Source organism: uncultured Veillonella sp., assembly GCF_934190855.1.
Lineage (GTDB): Bacteria > Bacillota > Negativicutes > Veillonellales > Veillonellaceae > Veillonella.
This window is the reverse complement of sequence record NZ_CAKPTN010000115.1, coordinates 1-5,224: the sequence shown is the minus strand read 5'-3', so window position 1 is coordinate 5,224 and position 5,224 is coordinate 1. Positions and strand designations below refer to the sequence as shown.

The 5,224-nt window shown below is 40.4% G+C and carries 6 protein-coding genes; 5 read left to right on the top strand and 1 reads right to left on the bottom strand.

Annotated elements, in window-relative coordinates; genetic code table 11:
• From Q0F90_RS07005 to Q0F90_RS06995, 3 genes are all read left to right on the top strand, one after another.
• Positions 1 to 247, top strand: a 247-nt coding sequence (locus tag Q0F90_RS07005) for a MazG nucleotide pyrophosphohydrolase domain-containing protein (protein WP_296004333.1), incomplete at its 5' end; no start/stop codon positions are given.
• 52 nt (positions 248 to 299) lie between these two features.
• Positions 300 to 599 (top strand): HU family DNA-binding protein, encoded by a 300-nt coding sequence (locus Q0F90_RS07000; protein ID WP_009351071.1) that lies wholly within the window; start codon positions 300 to 302, stop codon positions 597 to 599.
• 82 nt (positions 600 to 681) lie between these two features.
• The gene (locus Q0F90_RS06995; RefSeq protein WP_296004332.1) at positions 682 to 1,836 is read left to right on the top strand and encodes an MGDG synthase family glycosyltransferase; all 1,155 of its coding nucleotides are present in this window, start codon (positions 682 to 684) and stop codon (positions 1,834 to 1,836) included.
• A gap of 54 nt (positions 1,837 to 1,890) precedes the next feature.
• Here the strand turns inward: Q0F90_RS06995 and Q0F90_RS06990 are convergent, their stop codons facing one another.
• Positions 1,891 to 2,211: a hypothetical protein gene (locus tag Q0F90_RS06990; RefSeq protein WP_054748625.1), complete on the bottom strand. Its 321-nt coding sequence runs from the start codon at positions 2,209 to 2,211 to the stop codon at positions 1,891 to 1,893.
• Between the two features lie 112 nt (positions 2,212 to 2,323).
• On the opposite strand from Q0F90_RS06990, the gene Q0F90_RS06985 reads away from it, so the two are divergent.
• Positions 2,324 to 4,339, top strand: coding sequence for an ABC-F family ATP-binding cassette domain-containing protein (locus Q0F90_RS06985; protein ID WP_296004331.1), 2,016 nt, complete (start codon positions 2,324 to 2,326; stop codon positions 4,337 to 4,339).
• Between the two features lie 133 nt (positions 4,340 to 4,472).
• Positions 4,473 to 5,224: [Fe-Fe] hydrogenase large subunit C-terminal domain-containing protein (locus tag Q0F90_RS06980; RefSeq protein WP_296004330.1), on the top strand; the 752-nt coding region annotated here is incomplete at its 3' end.

Below are 5,224 nucleotides of genomic sequence, written 5' to 3'. Positions count from 1 at the left end.
GGCTATAGCACAAAAAGATAGAGAAAATATGGAAAAAGAGGCAGGAGATGTGCTTTTTTCCTTGATTAATCTACTCAGATGGTATAAAATAAGCGGTGAAAATGCACTAAATCGCACAAACACAAAGTTCCGACAGCGTTTTTTACATGTAGAGGCTTGTGTTAACCAAAGCGATCGCTCATGGGAAGACTTTTCATTAGCTGAGCTGGATGCTTTTTGGGAGGAGGCTAAAGTGCAGGAAAAGTAGCCTGGAGGTTTTGCATACTTCTAAGGTATTGTATTTTTAAGGAGGTTCTGTCATGAACAAAACAGAATTAATCGCAAGTGTTGCACAAAAAACTGAATTAACAAAAAAAGACGCTGAAAAAGCGGTAAAAGCTGTATTTGACACAGTTGCTGAAGAATTAGCTGCTGGCGGTAAAGTACAAGTTATCGGCTTCGGTACTTTCGAAGTTCGTGAACGCGCTGCTCGTGAAGGCCGTAACCCACAAAACGGTAAAACTATCACAATCGCTGCTTCCAAATCCCCTGCATTCAAAGCTGGTAAAGGTTTGAAAGAGCAAGTTAACGCTACAAAAGCTAAAAAACGCAAAAAATAATCCCTAAAGGATATGAAAGAGACCTTTCGAGGTCTCTTTTTTTTGTCTATTTATGGTATAATGCACAGAGAAAGGGTGCACTATGAATAACGAAACATCACGGAAGGTTCTCATCGTGTCCGCCTCTATCGGGACAGGACATATGCAGGCCGCAAGAGCCATAGAAGAATATTGGAAAGAAAAAGAGCCACACGCATCGATTACTCATGTGGACTTTTTAGATACAGAAACCATGTCTGTAGAGCATTTAATTAAGGGGACGTATATCAAGATGATCGACGTATTCCCAATGCTATACGATATGATTTATCGCGTATCAAAAGGGGAGAGACGGGGGACTATTTTGCAAACTGCACTATCCTATCTCCTTAAAAGTCGTATGCTCAAGCTCGTTCAACAAGAGAATCCAGATGTGATGGTCTTTACCCATCCATTCCCATGTGGTGCTGCATCTATTTTGAAACGCCAAGGTCATATTGATGTGCCATTGGTAGCGATTATGACGGACTTTAGTAGCCATCAATTTTGGCTCTATCCGCAAATCGATACGTACTATGTGGCGACCGAGTCTATGGTTACTGAAATGGTGTCCGCTGGTATTGATGAAACTCGTATTCATGTGTCTGGTATTCCTGTGCGCCGTTCCTTTTTCCGTGATGCTATTGAGGAATATAGCTTAGAGGAACCTGTGAAAGTACTCGTCATGGGTGGTGGTCTTGGTTTGGGCTCCCTCGAAACGGCACTTAAACATTTAGATGAGGTTAATGGCATCGGTGAAATTACTGTAGTAGCTGGTCAAAATACTTCTCTCTATGAATCCTTAGTTACCCTTAGTGATTCCATGAAAACAAAGACTACTGTATATGGGTATACCACAAACATTTCAGAGCTTATGAAATCGTCTTCCTTACTCGTTACAAAGCCTGGTGCTTTGACGTGTATGGAGGCTGTTACAATCGGTTTGCCTATGGTATTCTTTAATGCCATTCCAGGTCAAGAAGAGGCCAATGCGGAGCTATTAGAGCAACGAGGCTGTGCTCGTTGGGCTCGTGATATTCACAACTTAGAAGACGTTGTGACCGCGCTTCTTATTAACACTCCAAGACTACAGCAAATGTCCGAACGTGCTCGTGAATGGCATGTAGATGGAGCAGCTAATATTGTAAATAGCTTAATTGAAATTTTAGACGCTACAAAGCAAGAGGAATTAGTACAAGCTGAAGAAGTAATTGGCTAATCAAACTGTGATATATAGTAAAAAAGCGATGACTGCAAGGTCATCGCTTTTGTATTATTGGTATTGCTCAATATGTTCTTCTCTAATTCTTTGTAGTGTTTCTAAAAACTCATCTGTGCTTTCAGCGCTATCTAAGAGATCTTTTAATTGGTAGGAATCATCCAATGTAACACTCCATTGGAAGGAGTCGTTATCATCGTATACATTGAATACGATTGGTGTCTCCAAGTCCTCTGGCATATGACCGTCGTCGTCAGACACAGTTGCATAGGTGCCATCTTCTAAAAGCTCAGTAAATAATGTGTCATACCCATCGATGTCGATAAGTTCAAAGTTAATACTTTCATAAAAGTCTAAAAGCATATCCGTCGCCATGTGGACCTCCTCATGAATATATATGTTACGTTTATTCTACTGAGGGTGAATGTTACTGTCAATGGTAATGTGTAGTATAATAAGTAACAGAATTACAAAATAGGAGCATAACATGAACGTTATTAGTTTACAAAATATAGAGAAATCATATGGCACAAGGCTGTTGTTTAAAGAGGTAAATATTACATTTACCACTGAAAAACGACTAGGCCTTGTGGGCATTAATGGTACAGGGAAATCTACGTTCTTGAAAATACTGGCAGGTCAAATGGAGGCTGATAAGGGGTCTATTGAGCGCAATGGCAAGGCGTCTATCCATTACTTAGCGCAAACACCTGATTTTGATGCGGAATCTACCTTATTAGAGGCCGTTCTAGATGGGGACCATCCTCGCTTGCAAATGGTAAAAACCTTTGAACGTATTAGTCGTGAGTACCGTCAAATGCAAGAGTCTGGTGGAGATGATGCTAAATTGTCTCGTAACTATATGAATGCCTTAGAACAAATGGATCACCGAGATGGTTGGCAAGTAGAGCAAGAGGCTCGTATTATTTTGTCTAAACTGGGTTTTCCCGATGTGGAACAAAAGGTAGCCTTGTTATCTGGTGGTCAAAAGCGTCGTCTTGCATTAGGACAGGCATTATTATATCCTTGTGATCTATTATTGCTAGATGAGCCGACAAACCATTTAGATGAAGACAGTATCGACTGGCTTGAGTCCTATCTAAGCGCCCGACAAGGGGGCCTATTAATCAGTACCCATGATAGATACTTCCTTGATTCTGTATGTAATGGCATTTTGGAATTATCTAATCGACGCATGTACCAATACGATGGTAATTACGAAGAATTCATTGCTTTGAAAGCGGATAGAGAAGCTCGTGAGGCCGCTACAGAAGAGAAGCGGCGGCAGTTCTTAAAACGAGAAATCGAATGGGTTCGCCGTGGCGCTTTGGCTCGAACTACAAAACAAAAGGCTCGTTTAGACCGCTATGAAAAATTAAAAAATATGGAGAAAACGCGTCGTCCAGACCAGATGGATCCCATTGCATTAAAGACGCGTTTAGGTAAAACTATTTTTGATATCGAGCATTTAGAGTTTTACTTTGATGAAAGGCCTATGATTAAGGATTTTACCTATCATGTAGTGCGTCATGATCGTATTGGTATTGTAGGGCCTAATGGTGTAGGTAAGTCTACCTTTATGAATATCCTTGATGGTACCTATGAGCCTACAAGCGGTACTATCGGTAAGGGTGAGACGGTTCGTATTGCTCACTTCAAACAAGAACTGCCAGAATTCGATGAAGATATGCGTGTTCTTGATTATATTCGTGAGGACCATTCCTACATGGTGCTCGGTGATGGCTCTACCTTAAGTGCTGGTCAAATCTTAGAGCGTTTCCTCTTTACACCTGAACTTCATGGTGTGCCGATCCGTAAGCTTTCTGGTGGTGAACGGCGCCGCTTATATCTCTTAAAATTGCTTATGAGTGCGCCTAACGTATTATTGCTAGATGAACCGACCAATGATCTTGATATCCCCACACTAGAGGTATTAGAGGATTTCCTTGATTCCTTTAGCGGTGTTATCGTTACCGTATGTCATGATCGATATTTCCTTGACCGCGTAGTAGATAAACTCTTTGTCTTTACTGGTGATGGTCACATTGAAATCGTTCATGGCTCTTATTCTGATTATAAGGATGCTCTTGATGAAAGTAGTGGTGGAAAACGCCCGTTTTATAACACAAATGATAGTACAGCTACTAGTGCTAAAACTGTAAGAGCTGTAGAAGCTGGCGAGACTGCTATTGATGACTCTATTGATAATCAAACTAAATTTTCCAATACATCTGGCGATAATAGTGGTATAATTATAAATACAGCAGATACTTTCAAAGAATCCCCTAAGAAAGGCCTCAATAAAGCAGAAGAGGCAGAGTATGCGAACATTATGGATGAGTTGCCAAAGCTGGAGCATTTAGTTAAGGGCTTAGATGTGATGATAAGCCAAGTCGCTACTGATTATGAAAAAATGCAAGTCTTGATGGCTGAACGAGAAGAGACTCAATCCCAAATAGATGCGCTCACCGAACGGTGGATGGAATTGGAAGAACGTCTATAAATCCACGTATCATGCGATTTACTAATACCTGCTATGCAAAGGAATTACAAGCACTTTTATTGATAAAAGTCACATTCTATAGTATAATTTCTTCGATTAACGATAACAACGTTACCTAAGTAGGAGGAAACTCATGAGTAAGTATGAATTTTTAGACCGTCGCGTACCAATTGAAGACGGAAATATTGCATTAGTTCAAGATTTGTCTAAATGTAAAAATTGCTCTTTATGTCGTAAAGCTTGTGCTGTAGACATGGGCGTATTTGATTATTATGATTTAACAACTAATGGGGATCATCCTATTTGCATTCATTGTGGTCAATGTGCATCTATTTGTCCATTTGATTCCATTAATGAACGTAGCGAAATTGATGAAGTAAAAGCAGCTATTGCTGACCCTAATAAAATTGTCGTTTTCCAAACTGCACCAGCTGTTCGTGTTGGCTTAGGTGAAGAGTTTGGTCTTGATGCGGGGACATTCGTAGAAGGCAAAATGGTAGCAGCTCTCCGTAAGTTAGGTGGCGACTATATTCTTGATACAAACTTTGGTGCTGACATGACTATCATGGAGGAAGCATCTGAGTTGTTGGAACGTGTTATCAACAGTGATGCGGTATTGCCTCAATTCACGTCTTGTTGTCCTGCTTGGGTTAAGTTTGCTGAAACATTTTATCCAGAATTTTTACCAAACTTGTCTACTGCTAAGAGTCCAATTGCAATGCAAGCACCTACGCAAAAAACATATTTTGCTGAAAAAATGGGCCTTGATGCAAAACAAATCGTTGCTGTTGCAGTAACACCTTGTACAGCTAAGAAATTTGAAATTCGTCGCGAAGAAATGAATTCTTCTGCTGAATACTGGGATGTACCAGAAATGCGCGATAC

What these genes read in the sequence shown, in the direction of transcription:
- Q0F90_RS07000 (WP_009351071.1), top strand. Translation starts at nt 300, where the DNA reads ATGAACAAAACAGAATTAATCGCAAGTGTTGCACAAAAAACTGAATTA.
- Q0F90_RS06995 (WP_296004332.1), top strand. Translation starts at nt 682, where the DNA reads ATGAATAACGAAACATCACGGAAGGTTCTCATCGTGTCCGCCTCTATC.
- Q0F90_RS06990 (WP_054748625.1), bottom strand. Translation starts at nt 2,211, where the DNA reads ATGGCGACGGATATGCTTTTAGACTTTTATGAAAGTATTAACTTTGAA.
- Q0F90_RS06985 (WP_296004331.1), top strand. Translation starts at nt 2,324, where the DNA reads ATGAACGTTATTAGTTTACAAAATATAGAGAAATCATATGGCACAAGG.